This window comes from bacterium, from assembly GCA_024226335.1.
Classification (GTDB): Bacteria; Myxococcota_A; UBA9160; order SZUA-336; family SZUA-336; genus JAAELY01.
The window spans coordinates 1-19,622 of sequence record JAAELY010000029.1 but is presented as its reverse complement, the minus strand read 5'-3'; the positions used below and the strand labels follow the sequence as shown (position 1 = coordinate 19,622).

At 61.6% G+C, this 19,622-nt stretch carries 20 protein-coding genes; 12 read left to right on the top strand and 8 right to left on the bottom strand.

The genetic code is table 11. From position 1 onward, the window contains the following. Positions 1-13: 13 nt before the first annotated feature. Positions 14-1,363, bottom strand: a complete 1,350-nt coding sequence (locus GY725_01090) for a 3-hydroxyacyl-CoA dehydrogenase family protein (protein MCP4002765.1) — start codon at positions 1,361-1,363, stop codon at positions 14-16. Positions 1,364-1,545: 182 nt separating this feature from the next. Between GY725_01090 and GY725_01085 the strand changes: the two genes are divergently transcribed. Then, a complete protein-coding gene (locus GY725_01085) occupies positions 1,546-2,487 on the top strand; it encodes a cyclase family protein (protein MCP4002764.1) in 942 nt (313 codons plus the stop codon). A gap of 70 nt (positions 2,488-2,557) precedes the next feature. Further along, positions 2,558-2,905, top strand: a complete 348-nt coding sequence (locus GY725_01080) for a hypothetical protein (GenBank protein ID MCP4002763.1) — start codon at positions 2,558-2,560, stop codon at positions 2,903-2,905. 7 nt (positions 2,906-2,912) lie between these two features. Here the strand turns inward: GY725_01080 and GY725_01075 are convergent, their stop codons facing one another. Further along, positions 2,913-3,200: a hypothetical protein gene (locus GY725_01075; protein ID MCP4002762.1), complete on the bottom strand. Its 288-nt coding sequence runs from the start codon at positions 3,198-3,200 to the stop codon at positions 2,913-2,915. 105 nt (positions 3,201-3,305) lie between these two features. Beyond that, a complete protein-coding gene (locus GY725_01070; GenBank protein ID MCP4002761.1) occupies positions 3,306-3,821 on the bottom strand; it encodes a hypothetical protein in 516 nt (171 codons plus the stop codon). Between the two features lie 68 nt (positions 3,822-3,889). Here GY725_01070 and GY725_01065 point away from each other — a divergent pair, with 68 nt between their 5' ends. Together GY725_01065 and GY725_01060 are read left to right on the top strand one after the other, a co-directional pair. After that, complete coding sequence (locus GY725_01065) at positions 3,890-4,507, top strand: glutathione S-transferase family protein (GenBank protein ID MCP4002760.1); 618 nt, start codon at positions 3,890-3,892, stop codon at positions 4,505-4,507. A 155-nt stretch (positions 4,508-4,662) separates the two neighbouring features. Then, on the top strand, positions 4,663-5,784 hold the full coding sequence (locus tag GY725_01060) for a glycosyltransferase family 4 protein (GenBank protein MCP4002759.1): 1,122 nt from the start codon (positions 4,663-4,665) through the stop codon (positions 5,782-5,784). Between the two features lie 16 nt (positions 5,785-5,800). Here the strand turns inward: GY725_01060 and GY725_01055 are convergent, their stop codons facing one another. Both GY725_01055 and GY725_01050 read right to left on the bottom strand, forming a co-directional pair. Further along, the gene (locus GY725_01055; protein MCP4002758.1) at positions 5,801-7,705 is read right to left on the bottom strand and encodes a DUF3604 domain-containing protein; all 1,905 of its coding nucleotides are present in this window, start codon (positions 7,703-7,705) and stop codon (positions 5,801-5,803) included. Positions 7,706-7,913: 208 nt separating this feature from the next. Next, positions 7,914-8,714, bottom strand: a complete 801-nt coding sequence (locus GY725_01050) for a glutathione S-transferase family protein (GenBank protein MCP4002757.1) — start codon at positions 8,712-8,714, stop codon at positions 7,914-7,916. A 243-nt stretch (positions 8,715-8,957) separates the two neighbouring features. On the opposite strand from GY725_01050, the gene GY725_01045 reads away from it, so the two are divergent. The 4 genes from GY725_01045 to GY725_01030 all read left to right on the top strand — a co-directional run bounded on the left by GY725_01045 (position 8,958) and on the right by GY725_01030 (position 12,348). Further along, positions 8,958-10,331, top strand: coding sequence for an oligosaccharide flippase family protein (locus GY725_01045; GenBank protein MCP4002756.1), 1,374 nt, complete (start codon positions 8,958-8,960; stop codon positions 10,329-10,331). A 64-nt stretch (positions 10,332-10,395) separates the two neighbouring features. Further along, positions 10,396-11,112, top strand: coding sequence for a glycosyltransferase family 4 protein (locus tag GY725_01040; protein MCP4002755.1), 717 nt, complete (start codon positions 10,396-10,398; stop codon positions 11,110-11,112). Then, positions 11,001-11,612: a colanic acid biosynthesis glycosyltransferase WcaL gene (locus tag GY725_01035; protein MCP4002754.1), complete on the top strand. Its 612-nt coding sequence runs from the start codon at positions 11,001-11,003 to the stop codon at positions 11,610-11,612. The genes GY725_01040 and GY725_01035 overlap by 112 nt, the downstream gene beginning before the upstream one ends. A gap of 52 nt (positions 11,613-11,664) precedes the next feature. Beyond that, a complete protein-coding gene (locus tag GY725_01030) occupies positions 11,665-12,348 on the top strand; it encodes a glutathione S-transferase (protein MCP4002753.1) in 684 nt (227 codons plus the stop codon). Positions 12,349-12,380: 32 nt separating this feature from the next. Here GY725_01030 and GY725_01025 read toward each other — a convergent pair whose 3' ends face one another. After that, on the bottom strand, positions 12,381-13,457 hold the full coding sequence (locus GY725_01025) for a glutathione S-transferase family protein (protein ID MCP4002752.1): 1,077 nt from the start codon (positions 13,455-13,457) through the stop codon (positions 12,381-12,383). Between the two features lie 150 nt (positions 13,458-13,607). Here GY725_01025 and GY725_01020 point away from each other — a divergent pair, with 150 nt between their 5' ends. Continuing rightward, positions 13,608-14,543 (top strand): alcohol dehydrogenase catalytic domain-containing protein, encoded by a 936-nt coding sequence (locus tag GY725_01020; protein ID MCP4002751.1) that lies wholly within the window; start codon positions 13,608-13,610, stop codon positions 14,541-14,543. Between the two features lie 9 nt (positions 14,544-14,552). On the opposite strand, the gene GY725_01015 is transcribed toward GY725_01020, so the two are convergent. Further along, the gene (locus GY725_01015) at positions 14,553-15,995 is read right to left on the bottom strand and encodes a thioredoxin (GenBank protein ID MCP4002750.1); all 1,443 of its coding nucleotides are present in this window, start codon (positions 15,993-15,995) and stop codon (positions 14,553-14,555) included. 74 nt (positions 15,996-16,069) lie between these two features. Between GY725_01015 and GY725_01010 the strand changes: the two genes are divergently transcribed. From GY725_01010 to GY725_01000, 3 genes are all read left to right on the top strand, one after another. Continuing rightward, positions 16,070-16,936 carry a fumarylacetoacetate hydrolase family protein gene (locus GY725_01010; protein MCP4002749.1) on the top strand — a complete coding sequence of 289 codons (867 nt, stop codon included), beginning with the start codon at positions 16,070-16,072 and terminating at the stop codon, positions 16,934-16,936. 244 nt (positions 16,937-17,180) lie between these two features. Next, entirely contained in the window at positions 17,181-18,098 is a 918-nt protein-coding gene (locus GY725_01005) for a ribonuclease Z (GenBank protein MCP4002748.1), read from the top strand. A gap of 127 nt (positions 18,099-18,225) precedes the next feature. Then, positions 18,226-19,047 carry an enoyl-CoA hydratase gene (locus GY725_01000; protein MCP4002747.1) on the top strand — a complete coding sequence of 274 codons (822 nt, stop codon included), beginning with the start codon at positions 18,226-18,228 and terminating at the stop codon, positions 19,045-19,047. 77 nt (positions 19,048-19,124) lie between these two features. On the opposite strand, the gene GY725_00995 is transcribed toward GY725_01000, so the two are convergent. Further along, positions 19,125-19,439 carry a hypothetical protein gene (locus tag GY725_00995; GenBank protein ID MCP4002746.1) on the bottom strand — a complete coding sequence of 105 codons (315 nt, stop codon included), beginning with the start codon at positions 19,437-19,439 and terminating at the stop codon, positions 19,125-19,127. Between the last annotated feature and the right edge of the window lie 183 nt (positions 19,440-19,622).

Sequence of the window (19,622 nt, the reverse complement as noted above, 5' to 3'; positions counted from 1 at the left end):
TGAAGGCGCGGGCTCAGCCCGCGACGAAGAACTTGCCAGTGTTGATGTGAGGAGCGTCGAAGAAACCGTCTTCCCGGCCGTTCTTGACCGCTTCGGTCAGAGCGTCGGGCACCGGCAATCCGGCCTTTTCGATCATGTTCACGGCCGCGCGTGCGCCCATGGTGTCGACCAGCACACCCGGCGGCGCCCAGTTGAAACCCGTACCCATGATCCGGTCGATGCCATCGAGGGTCTCGGTGGCTTCGCCGACCCGGTGGAAGGCGTAGCTGACATAACCCGCGATCACCTTGCGTGCGAGCTCTGCCTCGTCGCCTTCGGCGCCCAGAAAGAGCTGCATGCCCTCCCGATAACGCGCCTGCCCGTAGAGATGGGCGATGTCATCGACGTACTCCATCTTCGGTAGTTTGACGTCGGCCTCGGCCTGGTAGTTTCCCGTGGCTGGATCGAGCACCAGGCGCGTCTTGCCGTCTTTCTTGAAGAAGCCTCCACCCGTCTTGTTGCCCAGAACTCCCTGCTCCATGAGCTTGGCCATGTAGGCGGGCAGTTCGAGCGTTGCGTGAGCTTCGTCGTCGGTCTTCTCGAATACGTTGTCGACGATCGCGCGATGAATGTCCCAGCCCACCAGATCGATGGTGGCCAGCGGCGTCATCGCCCGGCCCGTGTAAGGACCGACGATCTTGTCGACCAGCAACGGACTGATCTGCTCGGCCAGTTGCGCGGCCTCGTTGAGTACCTTGAAACCGACGCGATTGCCCGCAAAGGCCGGTGTGTCGGACGTGCGGATCATCTCGCGACCCAGTCGCAAGCGCGCGAAGGCATCGATGAAGTCGACCAGGGCGGGATCTGTATCGCTTCCCGCGATCAGTTCCGTACCCACGATGACGTTGGGTGGATTGAAGAAGTGCAGTCCGAGGAAATTTCTGCGGAAGGAATCGTTTCGGCCTTCGCAGAGTTCGTTGATCGACAGTCCCGAAGTCACGGTGGCGATGATCGAGTCATCGCGGCGCACCTTTTCGACCCGGTCGAACATCTGCTTCTTGATCGCAAAGTCCTCGGTCAGAGCTTCGAAGATCAGATCGGCCTTGGAGACGGCCGCATCCAGATCGCTGTCGTAATCGCCGGTCTCCACGCGCGAGGCCACCGTGGGCGAGCGCACCTGGCTGATGGCCTCCGCGAGTCCCTCGTCCGCTTTGGCCTTGCTGCGCGCCAGAAAGGTGACGTGCGGTACGGCTTGAGTGAACAGGGCGCCGCTGCCGTAGCCCATCGTTCCGTTGGCACCCAGGATGACGACGCGCTCGATGCTTCGACTCGAGAGGAGCTTTCGCAGTTCCACCCCGCTGGGGATCTTGCTGGTAACAGACATAAATTTGCTCTCTGTCCTTCTATCCTACCGTAGATACGGCGAAAATGGGACCGGCCCCAGGGCTCGCGGAGGTGCGCCGGGGGAGTCCGTCTGAGGCGATCTTGTCAGCCTCGACGGGATTTCTCAAGGGGGGCGTGAGAAGCTTGCCGAACACCGGTATCGGCCGGAGCGAAGGATGAATCATGAAGCGCATTTTCCCCGCTCTCGTCCTCGTCGCAGCCTGCAACTGGCCCGGATCGAGCCTCGCAGAAGACTCCTGGTACCCGTCCAGATACGGCGCGGATGACACCCTGGGAGCGATCAACAATCTCTCGCCGGAAGGTGTGCTCGCTGCGGCCAAGCTGGTCAAGACCGGCAAGACCTACGCTCTGGGGGTAGAAACCGGCCGCGATACGCCCGCCTTCGGCAGCCGTTCATTCGAACTTTTCGCGGTCGCCGCCGGCGACGGATCCGGCGCTTCTTCAGGGGCGAACAAGGGAACCTTCAACGATGACTGGATGCTCACCTGGTTGGGCATCGGCACCCAGATCGACGGACTCGGCCACCTGGGAATCGATCACCGCTACTACAACGGCGTACACATCTCCGAGTTCTGGCGTCCCGACGGATTGATCAAGTTCGGCACACACGAGTTGCCACCGATCGTAACGCGGGGCGTTCTGCTCGACATCGCTGGATTCCTGGGAAAAACACGACTCGAAGCGGGCCGCGCGATCAACGTGGCCGAAATCACAGGAGCGGCGCAGAAGCAGGGCGTGGAGTTGCGCAAGGGCGACGTGGTCATCCTGAACACGGGCTGGCAGGCGCTGGCGAAGACGGATCCCGAGCGCTTTCTGGCGGGCGAACCCGGACTTGGAGAAAAGGGCGCGGAATATCTCGCTGCCAAGAACGTGGTCGCAGTCGGCGCCGACACCTGGGGCCTGGACGTGTCTCCCGGCGAGTCTGAAGAACGCGTGTTTCCCGTACACCAGATCCTGTTGGCGAAAAACGGTGTCTACATCCTCGAGAACATCCGCACCGAGCAGTTGCTCGCCGATCGCGCCTGGGAATTCCTGTTCGTACTGGGGCAACCGCGCTTTGTCGGAGCCGTGCAGATGGTGATCAATCCCGTGGCCATCCGCTGATCCCCATCGACGCACACCCTCGCGGCACCTCTCGTAAAGGCCCACTCTGTAGCGGTCGATACACCCCCCAGTGACGGAACTCGAAAGTCAGGATGCCGCTCCGATTCGCCGCGATGTGGGGCGTATCGCCGCATCCTTCGAAACGCCCACCGGCCGCAGGATTGGCTGCATTCGCAACGTGAGTCGCGAGGGACTGTTCGTGACCGCGAACCACTTACCCGCACCCGATGAAGCTGTCGTCGTCACCTTCACGGACCTCCGCGGTCGTGCCGTATGCATCTCCGGTTCCGTACGCTGGACGACCCGACAGGACGCGGGAAGACGAGCACCGGAAGCGGTGTTCGGCGGTTTCGGAGTCCTACTCGACGGCTCTGGCGAAGCGTTCTCTGGTTTCTACCGGCAGATTCTAGAGGCCTGATCGCGCCTCAACTCTCTCTCGCGCGCCCCTCACTCTTCGCCTGTCCCTGGCGGGCGCGCCTGCGGTCGCCCATGGCGCGCAATTGCTCGCGGTTGGAAGCGTCGATTCGCGCGTAGCGCGCCTTCCAGTCCTCGTCGCTGCCGAAGCGGACGGGCGCCTGGACCGTTGTACGAGGCAGTCGAGCACTCTCGAGCAGATCCAGGGCATGAGCGACCATGGACTGCTGCATCTCGCGGTCGTAGGGCACACCGCAGGGGTTTCCCAGAGGGAAGTCGCTGAACAGGAAGCGGGCCACCCCGCACTCTTCGACAATGTCGCGCGCGGAGCCCACGACTACGGTCGGAATTCCGTTCGCTTCCAGATGACGGGCGACCAGACTGACCGTCTGGTGGCAGACAGGTCAGAGCGGTACCAGAAGTGCGACGTCCGCCCCGTCTTCTCGACAGCGCTTCAGGATCTCCGGGGCATCCTGCTCGATCGTACGCCGCTGACTGTAATCGGTCGGCACGCCGTGGAAGTGTTCGGTGGCCCCGGCGATTCGCCCACGCGCAGCCGCCGCATGTAATTGCTGGATGGGAAGGAAGGACTCAACATCGTCGGTGTGCGTCGTCTCCTTGTCCCAGGCCAGATCATCGGTGAACAGCTTGTCGGGTGGCGCATCGGTCGCTCCCGACCAGACAGCCTTCGCGCCCCGCAAAACGCCATCCTGCGCCTTCTGGTTGCGAAAAGGACTGGCGGTGGTCACCAGCGTAACCCGGCATTCGGACAGCGGCCGGGTCAGCGGGGCAAAAGGCACCTCGCGATAAGTCGACCACTGGTAGGGCTGGTCGTAGCCCTGAGCGGCGTAGAACTCACGAGTTCGATCGATGTAGCTAACGAAGCTGCGATGACTGGTCTTGCGATCGGTTTCGGCCATTTCGTCCCCCGCTGGATGTGCTCGGTCAGGGTACACCTACCGGGCCTGAATCACCTATCATCGCACCCATGAAGCTCTATACCTATTCGGGGGCCCCGAACCCGCGACGCGTGCACATCTATCTGGCCGAGAAGGACATCGACGTGCCCTTTGAGCAGGTCGATATCGTGAAACGGGAAAACCGCCGGCCCGAATTCATCGAAAAGGTGAACGTGATGGGCGGGGTACCGGTACTCGAACTCGACGACGGCACTCATATCGCCGAGTCCCTGTCGATCTGCCGCTACCTCGAGGCCTTGCATCCCGACCCGACTCTTTTCGGGCTCGACCCTGTCGATCGGGCCAGAATCGACATGTGGCTGCGGCGCATCGAGTTCAATTTCATGAATCCGCTCAGCCTGGTCTGGGTCCACGGCAGCCCGATGACCGCCAAGATCGTTTCGAAACAGATCGAGGAGGTCGCGGAACAGAACCGAGAAATCGTGCGGCGCTACTTCGGCTTCCTCAATGACCAGCTGGCCACTCGTGCGTATATCGCCGGTCCCGCGTACACCATGGCCGACATCGTGGCCCTCACGACTTTCGATTTCGCAGGGCAACTGAACGGGCTCAAACCCGAGGCGTCACATTCAAACGTCGAGCGCTGGTACGAACGCGTATCGAGTCGACCGAGTGCCTCGGCCTGAAAGACAACGGGAGCTGAGCTTCCTCTGACGCGAATCTCGCTCCAGGGTTCTTCCGCAACCTGCTAGACTCGCCGGTCTCCATGACGCGTCGGATCGGTTTTCTAGTGGATTCTCCCTTGTTCCGGACTCCGACGGGTTTCCGGGCGGAAACGCCCATGCTTCACTTCCTACTCGGTTTCCGAGAGCACTTCGACGAACTGGTTTTCATCGCCCGCGTGTTCCCGGAGATCGATGCAGAGGACATGCCCTACGAAGTCCCGGAAGACGGGGTCCGCGTCGTCGCTCTCCCGCCCTACCCGCGCATCCACAATCTCTATCTTCAGCCGTGGCGTTACTGGGGATCGATCGAAAGAGCCCTGCGTGCGACGCTTCCGCAACTGGACGCCGTCTGGCTGAACTTCGGGCATCCCGTGAGTCACCGCGCGCTCGCACTGGCTTCACGCACACCGCATTTGAAGCCCTTCGCGGTTCTGCGCGGCAACTACGATCGGGATGCAGGTCTGCGAGCACCGGGACCGGCGTTTGTAAGGCGAGCTGCGAGCGCAGTCATGCTGACCCAGTTGCGCGCTTTCGCGAAACGCGCCCGCAAGATGAACGTTCCCTGCTTCACCTACGGCCAGCAACTGGTCGACCGTCTGCGCGAATTCGGACTCGAAGCCATTCCCCTGATTGATAGCGTGATCCACGAACGCGTACTCGAACAGGAAGTCAGCCCGCACCCGAACTACGCGGCCGATCTTCTGGTCGTGAGTCGCCTGGCTCCCGAGAAGGGTGTCGATGTGCTGCTGCGAGCGCTGCCGAAGATCGAGGTCGACGGGCGCCCCGCCATCTTGCGGATCGTGGGCTCGGGAGAATCAGAGGCGGAGCTACGCCAACTCGCAAGCCAACTCGGGCTTGAGCAAAGGGTGATCTTTGACGGACATGTATCTGTTGGAGAAGAGCTTTTTGCACGCTACGCAAGCGCTCGCCTACTCGTGATCCCGTCGCACACGGAGGGCGTTCCCAAGACTGCATTTGAAGCCATGGCTTTCGGACGGCCCGTGCTTGCGACCGCGGTCGGTGGCCTGCCTGAAATCCTGGGAGAAGAAGAAGACCGAGGGCGACTGATTCCGGCGGGCGACCCCGCTTTGATGGCGCACGCCGCCAACGAACTCCTGGCCGATCCCGAAAGGCTAGAGCGCATGGGTACGAGCGCGCGCTCCTTCGCCCGTGAGATCACGCTCGAACGCCAGGTATGCAAGATCGTGGCTGCGGCGCGACTGGATTCGCAAGACTGACGGCGTCGCGCCGGGTTCAGTCGGCTCGGCCAGCCTTTTCACGAGCCTCGTACCAGATCGGAGAAGTCCAGGCGCGCTCCTGAATCAACGGAGAGTAGAACGGTTCTTCCTCTTCGCGCAGGCAGCAGCCGGCGAAAACCTCACCGCGCGCACCCTGCTGCTGTTTCTCGAGCGTCTTTTCTCGCGCGCGCTCCCGGCAATCAGACGCAAAGGGATTCACGCCTGCGGCCATGCACTGATGCGTGCTCCAGCGACAGCTTTGATTCTCGAGTACACGCGCGTAGTAGAACGCAGCCTGTGCGGGATCGAAATCGGGATCGCTCCAAACAGCGCAGAGCTGATCAAAGCCTCGCCCCTCCGGTTCACACGTCTGCTCGTTCACAGCCCCGTCTCCAGTGGCACTGCCCGCCACTTCGTAGACGGTTTCGCGAGCCCTTCCAGCCGTATCCACCCAGCCTTTGATGATCTGGATGCGCTGGAGATCCGAGCCCGATCGCCCTCCCGTGCCAGCATCCTTTTGAGCGCTGACCACGAAGCGCGGAGCGCTCCCGCTCTCGGGTCGGTCGGGAAGATCAGACCCCATGGGAACGCCGAGCCGATACCCCTGCGCCACCAGATCGAAGGCACCGCAGAGGGTCGGTTCGAAATCCCAACCGCCAAAGAAGCGCACGGTGGGCCGAGTACCGCTGGTGGCGTAGGTCTCCTTGCGGCGCAGGCCCTCGAAGATCGAATCGCGCGAGTTCTCTTCCGCCCACACGACTGCGAGTCCACCGGGATTATCCTCGAGGTGATCCTGCAGATTCCGATACCCCGCGTCGCGCCGACCCAGATGACCGACGTAGTCACGCTCGTCGGTCGCACCGGGAATCGCGCTATGCGTATCCGTGCTGCCGATGAACCCCATCTTGAACGGGTTGAGACCGTTCCTCCCGAGCACAAGTCCGTCCTTGAGCGCGTTGCGCACCATGTTGCGCCGACCGTACTCGTCGAGTGACACCGGTCGGCCAACCTCGGTCTGCATCTCACCGAACAACACACCCAACGACGCCAGGTTGTCGGTCCGGTTCTGCTCGAAGGTGCAGAGTTCATCCGAAGTCGCGAGACCGCGACCTTCGAGCCGATCAAAGCGACATTCAGAGGCCGCTTTGTGTTGGATCAACTCGATCACCGGTTCGAAGAACAGCCTGTCGAGCGCTTCCTTCTCAGAGCGCGGATCTGGAAACATGAGCCCGCCCGACAGATTGGAGTTGTGAGGAATTGCGAGTACATCGCAACCATTCCCGGAATCGATGCAGCGCTCGCGCAACAGTTCCCACAAGCGCGGGAAGTTCCGCGCACCGGTGTCGTAGGCACTGACGGGTCGTGCGGTGACGTTCTCGTTTCGGAAGATGACGTTGCGGTGCAGGTTCTGGAGCCCCGGGGCATCCGTGTATTCGTAGCCGACAAACGTCGTAAACGCGCAGGCCGAGCTGCGATCGTAGTGCTCTTCGGTTGCGCGCTGGATCCGCGACCAGAACGTGTCCAGGCCTGCGTTGCAACGCTCCGGAAACCAGCGGCACACATAGGATCGCGTCTTGGGATCGGCATCTTCGGACACCCGGTCCGCCCAGTGGCTGGCCGCAAGCAGTTGGACGATAAAGATGTCGCTCCGAGTCATCATGCAGACCGGCGTCCAATAGGCGGGGGACCACGGGTTCTCTGTGCACGTGTTCATCTCGCCCAGAAACTCGGAGTGATCGGTGATCGAGGCGAAGTCGAGAGGTCGACGAAGCTGCATCCGCACGGTTGGTTCACCGTCGAGATCGGGCAGATGGATCGGATCCCCTTTCGCGTAGCGATAGGCTGCGGAAGGGTCGTTTCGCTGAGAAGAAACATAGGAGTCAAACGAGTAGCTCGAGTGGACGTGCAGGTCTCCAAACATCGGACGGCGCAGTGGTTCGTAGTGCGCGCATTCCTCGCGCTCTTCGGTGCGCTCGAAGGCTCGCTCCGCGGCGCTTACGATCGAAGCACACACTGCGAACAGGCCGATCAGCAACGGGGGAATCCGCTTGCGAATCCTCCGACTGAAAATTCTGCTTTCCAACTCGCCCTCTTCCAGCGTGTAGAAATGCGCGACGAGTCCGTCTGGGTCAGCTGCGTTTCGGCAACAACGCCTCGACGTCTGGCCAGACGGCCGCACCGTTTTTCTTGAACATGGCAACAATCGGCTCGGGCAGGAAAGCCGTTACGGCCTTCGCGTAGGAGTCTCGCGCCTGTACGCGTTCGAACCAGGAGGCGACACGGGGACGAGTCGAAGCCGAGAGCAGAGGCGTCATGGCCAGGTGGTCCAGGCGCAGGACATACGGCAGCGCGCAGGCATCGGCCAGGCCGAACTCTTCGGATGCGATCCACTCGTGCTTGGCCAGATCGACTTCCATGCGGTCGATCAGGTCGACGAAGGCCGCCAGGGCTCCCGCGAACTCCGGGGCCTTCACGCCATTTTCGACCACGCTCTTGCGGGCGGCGCGGCGCGCCGGATCGAGAATCTGCGCGTAGCTGGCTTCGCGTTCTTCCGGCGAACGCCCCATCAACATCGGTCGGGTAGCGATTCCGTAGGTCAGGACACCCGCAGCGGGATGCACTTTTTCGTCGATGCGCTTCACGAACAAGCGCATCTCGTGACGCAGCGCCGGATCGGCGGGTCGCATGGCCGGTGAGGCGAACGCATCTTCGAGATACTCGTTGATGAGCGTCGACTCGATCATCGCGCGTCCATCGTGGACCAACGTGGGTACGACGTGATTCGGATTGAGCTTCACGTAGTCCGGTGCGTGCTGACCGCCCGCCATCAGGTCCACGTCGTGGGCCTCCCAGTCCAGCCCCTTTTCTGCGAGAACGAGCCTCACCTTCTGAGAGCAGCTCGAAAGTCCGTTGTGATACAGCTCCAACATCTTCTTCCTCCGCGAGGTCCAGGTGGTTGCTGTGCCCATTCTGGCAGATCCAGGCGATCCCTGGCCAACTCCGAAATCCCCGGACGAAGCGTCGCGATCGCGCGCATCTGAGCCAGACTGGCGGGGCTTTCGCAACCCACGTAACTCTGAACCGACGCCCCCCTTTCCCTGGACGATGAGGGTGGCATTCTCCCTGAACGGTGGATCGGATTGCGCGTGTTCGAGTTCCGGTTGGGGAGACGGGTGAGCCAGGAAGGAAGCGCAGACAACGAGGCAAGCGACTCCGGATTGAAGGCGCTGGCCGTGCGCGCCTCGATCTGGTCGATCGGTGGCCTGGGTACGTCACAACTGATTCGCCTCGGCAGCAACCTGGTCCTGACACGGTTGCTCTTCCCGGAGGCGTTCGGGTTGATGGCGATCGTCTTCGTGTGGCTGGAAGGCCTGCAGAAGCTGTCCGACCTGGGCATTGGCCCGAGCGTAATCCAGAGTCGCAGAGGTGAGGATCCACATTTCCTCGACACGCTCTGGACCGCACAGGTCATGCGCGGGATCGTGTTGTGGCTGCTCGCGAGCGCCCTGGCCCAGCCCTTTGCCCACCTCTACAAGACTCCGGAACTCGCCGGCCTGCTCGCTGTCGCCTCCCTCGGTCCGCTGTTCGCTGGCCTGAACTCGACCCGTGTTTTTACGCAACACCGCAACCTGTCGCCGACCCAAATCACACTGATCGAGGTGGGCTGCCAGCTTCTGAGCGTGATCGTGATGATCACCTGGGCCGTGCAATCCCCCACGGTCTGGGCCCTGGTCGCGGGTGCACTGTCGGCGGCTGCGCTCAAGGCATTGCTCACTCACCTGGTACTTCCCGGACAGAGGAATCGCTTTCACTGGGACCCGGGTGCAGTTCGGGAGTTACTGGGTTTCGGCAAGTGGATCTTCTTCACGACCGCGACGAACTTTCTCGCCCAGCAAGGTGACCGGCTACTCCTCGCCAGTCTGGTCTCTTTTGCAACGCTGGGCATCTACAATCTGGCCTACTTCCTGGTCGATGCGCCGCTCCGTTTCGTTTCGATACTTCAACACCGAGTCCTGTTACCCGTCTTCAGCAGGGTCCACCGCGACGAACCCCGGCGGATGAGCGAGATCTACTACCGCACTCGATTCCGAATCGAGTGCCTGGTACTTCCGATGGCGTTCGTGTTCATCGCAGCCGGTCCGGAACTCATCCATCTGGGATGGGACGAGCGCTGGAGCGATGCCGGCTGGATGACGCGCATCCTGGCGCTGCGAATCCTGATCGGTGTAGCCACAGGGCCGGCCCAGTTCGGCCTGACTGCGCTTGGCCAGCCGCGCTACATGTTCTTCAGCACACTATCGCAGGCGTTCTGGATTCTCGCCCTGTCCGCGCCGGCGATGGCCGGAGGAGGCCTGGAATGGGTCGTCTGGGTGATCGGCACCTACGGAGTCCTTTCGCTCCTGGTCGTTTTCACGGGTCTTCGTCGCCACGGCGTGCTGTCCATCGCCCGCGAACTGCGCTATTTCGCCATGGCTGCAACAACCGCTGGATTGGCGATTGCGTTACACGAAAGTGGCTGGCTCGCGGCGCTGGGCCTGAACAGGTGAACGTCTGGCGCAGGTCAGCGAACGGAAATCGCTTGAGTATTCCAATCAGACGTCGAGAGCTTCGATGCGAGTACTGATGCTCTGCCCGCGCTTTCCAGTGCTCTCCGAAACCTTCGTGATCGAGCACGCCCGCGGACTCGGGGATCGACTAGTGGGAATTGCGGCGACACAGATCGATTCCGATTTGCTGGACCGATTCGAGGGCCTGCCACCTGTCGTGGAACTTGCACCTGATCCACCATCGCGTGGTTTCTGGAATGCACCGCGATTGAAGGCGCGCTGGAGAGAGCAACGTCGCGTCCCCGGATGCGAAGCCTCCTGGGCACCCGATGTGCAGGATCGTCTCCTCGAGCAGATTCGCACCTTCGAACCCGACGTGATCTTTGTGCAATTCGGCACGATCGCCTCATGGGCCTTCCCGGCAATTCGATCTTCAGGTGTTCCGTTTGTGATCCAGTTTCACGGCGTCGACGCATCCGCTGCGCTCCGCAACGACACCTACCGCGAAAGTTTGAAACACATACTCTCGGCAGCTCACGGAATTCTCGTCGTGAGCCAGGCCATGCGCCGTCGACTCTCTGAACTGGTGAAAAACGTCCACTTCGAAGTCAACGCTTGCGGTGTCAGCGTTCCCGATGAACTGCCACAACGCCACGCAGACACTCAATCATGTCGCCTGCTCGTCGTCGGTCGTATGACGGAGAAGAAACACCCCTTCGCTGCATTGAATCCGCCGTCCTTGCCAAAGCACAAACGCAGCCCCCGTTGCGACTCGACTTGATCGGCGATGGCCCGTTATTCGAAGACGTGGAGCGTATGATTGCGGAACAGGAACTCGGCCAGTGGGTATTCGCTCACGGCGCTCAGCCCCACGACAAAGTCTTGAGTTTCATGCGCGATGGAGACGTGTTCCTGCAACATTCGGTCGTCGCTTCAAACGGAGATCGCGAGGGCAGTCCAGTGGCGGTAATGGAAGCCGCTGCGGCCGCAGTGCCGGTCGTCGCTACGCGCCACGAAGGCATCAGCGATAGCGTGATCGACGGAGAAACCGGATTCCTGGTCGACGAGCACGATGTCGAAACGATGGCAGAACGCATCGCGACACTGGCCAACGATCCGGACCTGCGACTCGCCATGGGTCGCCAGGCCTGGGAACGCGCAGACACGGCATTTCGCACCGAGCAGGCGAATCAGCGCATCCTCGAGACATTGAAAGCAGCACTCGAGAAAAGCCACCAACCCTCGGGAACCAGTATCGCGAATTCGCCGCCGAGCACCTGAGAGCGAAGCTTGTGCCACTATCGCCCGCTGCAATCAGCACGCGGAGGACATCGTGATCGATCTCTACACCTCGCCCACTCCAAACGGCCACAAGGCTTCGGTAACCCTGGAAGAACTGGGAATGCCCTATGAGACCCACGCCATCGACCTGACCCGGAACCAGCAGAAAGAAGCCGCGTTTCTCGAACTCAATCCGAACGGTCGCATACCCGTAATCGTCGACCGCGACGAGGACGACTTTGCGGTTTTCGAGACCGGAGCGATCATGCTCTACCTGGCCGAAAAGGCCGGAAGACTCCTGCCGACGGACGCGAAGGGGCGAGCGCGGGTCATCCAATGGCTGATGTTCCAGATGGGTGGGATCGGCCCGATGATGGGACAGGCCAATGTCTTCTTCCGCTACTTTCCCGAGAAACTCCAACCCGTCATCGATCGCTACCAGAACGAGTCTCGGCGACTGTTCGAAGTGCTCGATTCACGCCTTGGGCAGAGTGAATGGCTTGGCGATGACTACTCGATCGCGGACATCGCGAACTGGTGCTGGGTGCGCACTTACCGCTGGTCGGGAGTTTCGATCGACGAACTGCCGAACCTGCGCCGCTGGCTCGACGCGATGAAGGAAAAGCCAGGATGCCGTAGAGGTGTCGAAGTGCCCTTCAAGCAACCCAACATGCTCAAGGACGAGAAGGCCCGAGAAGACTTCGCAAAGGGAGCCTCGAGCATCCTACAACGCTGATCCCGTATGACGGAAAGCATCACCCGTTCGGGCTATTCGCTGTAGTGCACCCTGATGCTGCGCGCGAAGGGCGCGCGATTTTCCGGGTCGATCCCCGACGCCGTTTCCGCGACCCGCCAGAGTGGCTCCCAGCAACCGTGCGCTTCGAGGATTGCCTGTGCGCGATTGCTCTCGGATGAGGGCAGGCCCTGGAAGTTTGCCCGCAACCGCTCGAGACACCACACCCGGTAGCGGGACATCGGGATGCGACGATAGGGAACTCCCTGGATCTCGGCGTCAAAACGCTTCTGCTTGCGCTTCCAGGCCTCCGCGTTCTCGCACAGATAGGGAAGATAGGCTGAGCCAATTTCGTTTAGCAGGGGTGACCAGTCCTCCGGAATTCCCGGAACGAGGGATCCCTGTGTGCCACTGGCGCGCGCATTCCAAAGCCTCGCCGTCCACTCAGAGACGGCCGGTGCTCGACGCCTCATGATCGCACTCGCCGTCGGATCCAATGCGAAGTGCCTCCACATCGAAGCGAAGAAACCGAAGTCGGCAAGGGTCGGAATCCGTCCGAGCATGAACGGGCGTCGCTCGAAGATCACTTGCAGGTGAGCGAGCGTCTTCAGGTACACGGATTCTACGTGGGCGCGTGTCTTGCGCGTAACCGCATCCCCTTTTACGTACCAGCCGAGTTGACGCCGGTAGATGAAGAAGCGCTTGAGCCAGCCGGGCAATGGGACTCCCCCGCCCAACTCTTCGGCAATGCGCCGGCGCAGCAGGATCGAGTCGGGCTTGTAACTCCAGCGGTAGTGCATCGCCGGTCGCCACATCCATTCGTCCGCGTAGTCTTCGACCAGTTTCGAGAAGAACCCCTGTAGAGGGTCTGCGGGAATCACTTCGGGCTTGGGGTGCTGAGTTTCCAGCCAGTGAAGGATTGGCGTCGTATCCGTCAGCCAACGACCGTCCGCCAGTTCGATCGCAGGAATCTGTGCGGCCCCGGTCTCGCGTGCGAGCACGCGCATATCGGGCACGACGAGTTCGTAAGGAATCTCCTTGTACCTCAGATAGCCCTCGAGCTTTCCCGTGAAGTACGAAACCTCAGCACCGTGAACGCGTAGCTTGTCCATCAACCGACTTCTCCCGCTCAGAACAGACTCCGTGGAGCGCTCTGTCTGTGGCAGTATCTAGAACTCGAGGTGACGAATCCAGCGCAGCGAACAGACTCCGTCTTCGAGCACCTCTAGTACGAAGGGAGCAAATCCGTGCGCGCGCTTCGCATGCACCCAGATCTGGTGATCGAAGAAGTCCCCAGGCCAACTCCGGGTCCCGGCGATGCACTGGTCCGCGTCAGACTCGCGGGTGTGTGCAACACCGATCTCGAGATCGTGCGCGGCTATATGGACTTCCGCGGCACGCTGGGCCACGAGTTCGTCGGCGAAGTGGTCGAGTGCCAGGACCCATCCTGGCTGGGCCAACGCGTGACCTCTGAGATCAATCTGGGCTGCGGAGCTTGCGAACGCTGCAATACGGGCCTGGCCCGCCACTGTGCAAAGCGCAGCGTGCTCGGGATCCTGGGAAAAGACGGCTGTTTTGCAGAGTACGTGGTCGTGCCTGTCGGGAATCTGCTCGTCGTTCCCGAAGCGATCGACGACGACTGCGCCGTCTTCATCGAACCCCTCGCAGCCGCTTTCGAGATCCTGGAACAAGTCGAGATCACGGAACGGGATCGGGTACTGGTTCTGGGCGACGGCAAGCTCGGCCTGCTGATCTCGATGGTGCTGGCTCAAACCGGTTGCGAGTTGCATGCAGCGGGTCACCACCCCGAAAAACTGCAGTTCGCAAAGCGAGTCGGAGCGCACACATGGGCAGCGAACTCGGTACCCGATGGAGAATTCGATGTCACCGTTGAGGCAACGGGCGTTGCCGCCGGTTTGCAGCTTGCGATCGAGCGCACTCGTCCGCGCGGGACCGTGGTACTGAAGAGCACGTTCCACGGCGCGACGCCCGTCGAGGCCGCCGGGATCGTAATCGATGAACTGACGATCATCGGCTCGCGCTGCGGCCTGTTTCCGCCCGCAATCGAAGCTCTCGAACGAGGCCTTGTCGATCCGCGCCCCTTGATCGACTCGCGCTACGACCTTGAAGACGCCGTCCACGCTTTCGAGCGCGCCCGAGAACACGGCATCCTGAAGGTCCTGCTCCGGCCGCGCTGAGCCAGCCGCCTAGATCTTTCGGGAAACGGGCTGACTTCCCATCTCTCCGTTCACCCAGCCACCTATGATGGCGGAGAACAGACCCGCACCCCCACCTGCGTGAACGATCAAGAGCCCACCCGGGCGCAGTTTCGGCAGCGTCGCCGGGCGAACGGACTCGGGCAGACCTTCTGCAATTCCTCCCGCTCCGCGTACCAGTTCCTCACCCGGGATCATCAGCAATTCCTGGAGCTTCGCCTGAAGGTCCTTCTTGCTCCAGCCCGCCTGTTTGAAAACACGCGCGTGTTCGGGACCGATGACCAACATACAGTCGAACGCCATGACGAGCTTCGGATGCTGGACCGTTCGCAAATTGACCGCGAGGGTTCGCGCGAGTGATTCCGGGTCGCGCGAGAGCTGATCGACCACGTTACGCGGCCCTTCTCCTGCGAACACGGTCACGGTGCTCTCACCCACTTCGAAGCCGAAATCCGTTGAAAGCGGTTGCCATGGAGACGTCTCTTCAGCCTCCGCGAAGCAGAAGCCGAGCTTCCCCGGATTTCCATAGGTCGCACGATCGACCTCTCCCGGACGACCGCCACCCAGATTGCGAATCACCAGTTGCAACGCACGACCGATCGTGGAATTTGCGCGATTGCCCTGCCCTAGAACGTTCTCATCCGAGTTCATGCCGATCGCACGGCGAATCGGACCGTTCACCACGACGATCGGCCCCACTCCCATGGTCGTGGCCAGCACACCGTGCATATTGAACTGGTCGTTGCACACAGCTTCGAGCGCAGCCAGAACCACCGGCAGGTACTCCGGCTTGCACCCCGCCATCACCGCGTTGATCGCGACTTTCTCGACCGTACACTCGACCAGGTCGGGAGGGACGACCGCGACGATCTCATCGGGTGCGCGCGTCGTTCCCTCCAGCATCGAGAACACTCGTTTCTCTGTCGGAAGAACGACCGGCAGCCCGTCACTCCAGCCCCGCGCGAAGACCGCTTCCATTTCATCTTCGAGGTCCGCAATCTCGACTCGTCGCGCCCGCAGGCTCGAACCCGCGAAGCGGACGCGCAACTCGACCTCGATATCCGGATCCACGGAGAGAGAGCCGCAGCCGGGTCGCTCTGCGGGCAATCCGGCTCCCAGATCCGATACCCCCGTAAGCTCCTGCCACTCACCGCGATGCCAGCCGAGCCGGCGTTCCGTCTCCACTCCGTCCTCGACCCGAACAATCGTGGGCACCGCCTCGATCCGGTGATGCCAGGACATCGCGAGAGATGTGTCGTCGCTCGCGTTCACACCTTCGGGAAAGGCGGGATCGTCTTGTGTGTAGACCGTGAGCTGCGTCTTGGCCGCAAGTTGAGTAAGGACGGGTACGACCAGCTCACAAGTAGGACAGTCCCGCTTTACGAATGCAACAATTCCCGAAGGCAGAGGCGGAGGAGGCGCTGTATTCGACATGGCGTGAGTATACTGCCCGCGGGCATCCTCCTGCAGCGCGCCAACCCTACCCCATCAGATCTTCTGGAGTTCCCATGAGACTCGTGACGTTCACACATTCCGGCCGCACTCGGATCGGAGTTCAGCGCGGCGACGAGATTGTCGATCTCTCGGCCGCCGCGCCCGCGTTGCCCAGCGAGATGAGCGCTCTATTTGCGGCTGGCGAGACAGCTTTGCAAACGGCCAGCAACGCTTCTGGGCCGACACTGGCTCTCGGTGAGATCGAACTGGAAGCTCCGATTCAGCGCCCCCCGAAGATCCTGGCTGTCGGGCTCAACTATGCGGATCATATTGCGGAGACAGGACGCGACACTCCGAAGGTTCCCCTCGTGTTCAACAAGCAATCGACTGCGATCATCGGGCCGGGCCAGGCGATTCACCGACCGAAGGTTTCCGAACAACTGGACTACGAAGCCGAACTGGTCATCGTGATCGGCCGCCGCTGCCGTCACGTACCTGGCAATCGCGCGCACGAAGTGATCGCCGGTTACACGATCGGCAACGACGTGAGTGTGCGCGACTGGCAAGACCGCGTTCAGACCATGACGATGGGCAAATCCTTCGATACCCACGCGCCGATCGGACCTGCAATCGTCACCCACGAAGAGATCGGCGCAGCTTCCGCCTACGATATTCGTTGTTGGGTCAACGGCGAGTTGCGGCAAGAGTCGAATACCCGGGAACTGGTCTTCGATGCCGAGGCAATCATCGAGCATCTCAGCACTGCCTTCACGCTGGAACCGGGGGATCTGATCTTCACCGGAACACCGGGAGGCGTCGCACACTACATGCAGCCGCCGGCCTGGCTGAAGCCCGGCGATGTCTGCCGTGTGGAGATCGAGGGAATCGGAGCACTCGAGAACCCGGTCATCGACGAACCGGAGAACACCCGCCTGATCTGAAGATCCCGGCCCAGGAGCAACCCGACGGCCTCCTAGACGGGCCGATCTGGGCAATATGGCGGGAATGGGTTTTTGGCATGGACGCAATTGCGGGAAAATCGCCCTGGAATCCTCCAACTGTGAACCAGTTCACAGCCTGGAACCCGGAAAGAGGTCGAAAATTCCGCTACGGCGATTGCCCGGTGATTGCCCGGCGATGGCCGAGCAGCGGTCCCGAGAAGAAGACCGCGGAGAAGGAACCCGTATGGCGTCGAATGAACCCTCGAATCCGGGAGACTGGCAACTCAAGCTCACGCTCCTGGGCATTGGAGCCGCGTTCGATGCCGACCTCGGGATCGCCAATACGGGCGCCCTGATCGAAATCGTCGAGGACGCCCGCGTCCTGTATCGCTACTTGATCGACTGCGGAAGCACCTGTGGGCGACAACTCGATCGGCTGGGATTGACCTACGACGATGTGGATGGGGTTCTGCTCACCCACACGCATGGCGACCACATGAACGGCCTCGAGAACTTCGGCTACCGGGGCTGTTTTCAGTGCCCACGAACCGGTGCTCTGTACTCGAGTTCGGCGGTACTTCACGCTGCCTGGGCCAGCCTCGAAGGAAAGATGGGCCGGATCAAGGTCGGGCAGAACGAGTCGCGCACCGCCACGATCAAGGACTACTTTGAAGCCCATCCGATCGGTGAGGCAGGAGCGAAGCTGGCGGAAGGACGTCTGCATCTGAGCATGTTCCCGGTACCCCACCTCCCCGATTTCCCCGCTTGCGGCCTGACTCTCGAACTCGATCCCGAACGCGGCACAGGCCCGGTAATCCGCTGGAGTGGTGATACGACCTTCAGTCGCGACAGTCGGCTGTTCGACGACTTCGATGCGGAACGCGGCGATCTGCTGTTCCACGAGTGCAGTTTCGATCCGCACTTCCAGACCACAGTTCACACACACATCGAAGATCTCCGGGAACTGCCGGAAGAGTTGCGGGATTCAATCGTATTGATTCACCACGGCCGGATTCGCGAGAATCCAGAGCGCGTCTCCGGCATGACAGTCGGGCAGACCCTGCAGAGTTTCCGTTTCACACCGGCTATCTCGAAGCCGACCCGAGCGAGGAAAGCGTCGGACGATCGCATGCACCGCGGCTTCGCAGACGCGGGACTCTGAGCGCCCTTTCCCTGCGCGCGAGCCAGCGCCGGACGCGACCTCCAGGCCGCCCGGCCACGGCCTGGGTGCACCAACTGGGAAACGTCCTCGCAGCCGTGAGATAATCGCGGAAGCGAGGAGGCCACGCATGTACCAGGAAATCCGCTACGAGGTAGAAGAGCCGGTCGCGACGATCACCTTGAATCGTCCGGATCGCCTCAACGCGCTGACCAGCCGCCTGCTGGCCGAAATCCGCCACGCGATCGCACGAGCGGAAGATGATGCAGACGTGGTCGGGATCGTGCTCACCGGCGAAGGCCGTGGATTTAGCGCAGGCATGGACATGGACGCTCTGGCCGGTGATCAGGAGTTGAACCGCCCGCAAGACGATCCCGCCCTGAAAGCGCATCCCGGCGACCCCGAGATGGGTCCCGACTTCCAGGTGACCTTCGGCTATCTGCTTTCGATCCGAAAACCGCTAATCGCCGCGATCAACGGACCCGCGGCGGGCCTGGGCCTGGTCATCGCGTGCCTCTGCGACCTGAGATTCGCAGCGCAAACTGCCGTGTTCCGCACCTCGTTCTCGCAACGCGGACTGATCGCTGAACACGGTTCGAGCTGGATTCTGCCTCGCCTCCTGGGTCCTTCACGAGCACTCGATCTGCTCTGGCATCCCCGCAAGGTAGACGCGCAGGAAGCGCTGCAACTCGGACTGGTCAATCGCGTGGTCGAAGGAGACGTCGCCGAGGCCGCCCGAGAGTACGTGCGAGAACTGGCCGCAAACTGTTCGCCTACTTCGCTTCGCATCATGAAGCAGCAGGTCTACCAGGCATTGATGCAACCCCTTGGCGACGCCATGCGCGAGGCCAATCGGCTGATGGAACAGACTCTCAAGCAACCGGATTTCAAGGAAGGCGTGCAGAGTTTCGTGAAGCGCCGCCCGCCGAAGTTCGGACGTGTAGGCAAGTAGGAAACCGATCCAGGCTCGGGTCCCGGCAATCCGCGTAGTTCTCCCGATCTGTCCCGATCAGACCCGTTCGGTAACGATCAACACCGGCGCGATTTCATCAATGCGTTGATTGGCGAGGGCTCGGCGGGGTGCCACTTCGTATCCTTGGGATCCTCAGGCCAGACAAAGGGAAGGTGCTCGATTTGCCCGGGCGTCTTTGCGCTTTCAAAAAGCGAAAGCGCCGCTTCGAGGACCGCCGTCTGCCCGCTCGAATCCCCCACATCTCCGTAGGGACGCCCGAACGGGTGTTCGATCACCGCCACCCGCGGCATTCCGACGACGCGTTGAAATGGCCAGATCATATTGAGGGTAACGGTCGGGATTCCGGCTGCTTCGATGGCCCGCGATACCAATCCGACGGATCGGCAGCAGTCGGTTCAGACGGGGTGAGCAATGAGTTGTGGTCCGAAGAATGTACCTGGCACGGGGTGTGCGTAGTGACCGGGAATGCGCGAACTCCCGGCCTGTCGCAAGCCGCCCTTCTGCCCCAACCCTGAATGTGATTTCCACCGAACTTCGCAGGGTTGGAAGTTCAT